Genomic DNA, 223 nt, shown 5'->3' on the forward strand with positions numbered 1-223 from the left:
TACTTTAAATGTAATATCATATTGGCCATCTACTAAATTTTTCGGATCAACTATTACTCTCGGGTTATTATTTCCACCTTGGTTGTTGTTTCCACCTTGGTTGTTGTTTCCTCCTTGGTTGTCGTTTCCGCCTTGGTTGTCGTTTCCGCCTTGGTTGTCGTTTCCACCTTGGTTCCCTAAAGCTTTAATACTGTCTTGATCAAATACAAATTGAACATCGTAG

At 39.0% G+C, this 223-nt stretch carries 1 pseudogene; it reads right to left on the reverse strand.

What is annotated here, in order from left to right:
- A pseudogene (locus MR160_RS34620) lies at window positions 1-223 on the reverse strand (NEAT domain-containing protein); the annotation flags it as partial.

Origin of the sequence: Bacillus cereus group sp. BfR-BA-01382 (genome assembly GCF_022663475.1) — a bacterium.
GTDB classification, from domain to species: domain Bacteria; phylum Bacillota; class Bacilli; order Bacillales; family Bacillaceae_G; genus Bacillus_A; species Bacillus_A thuringiensis_S.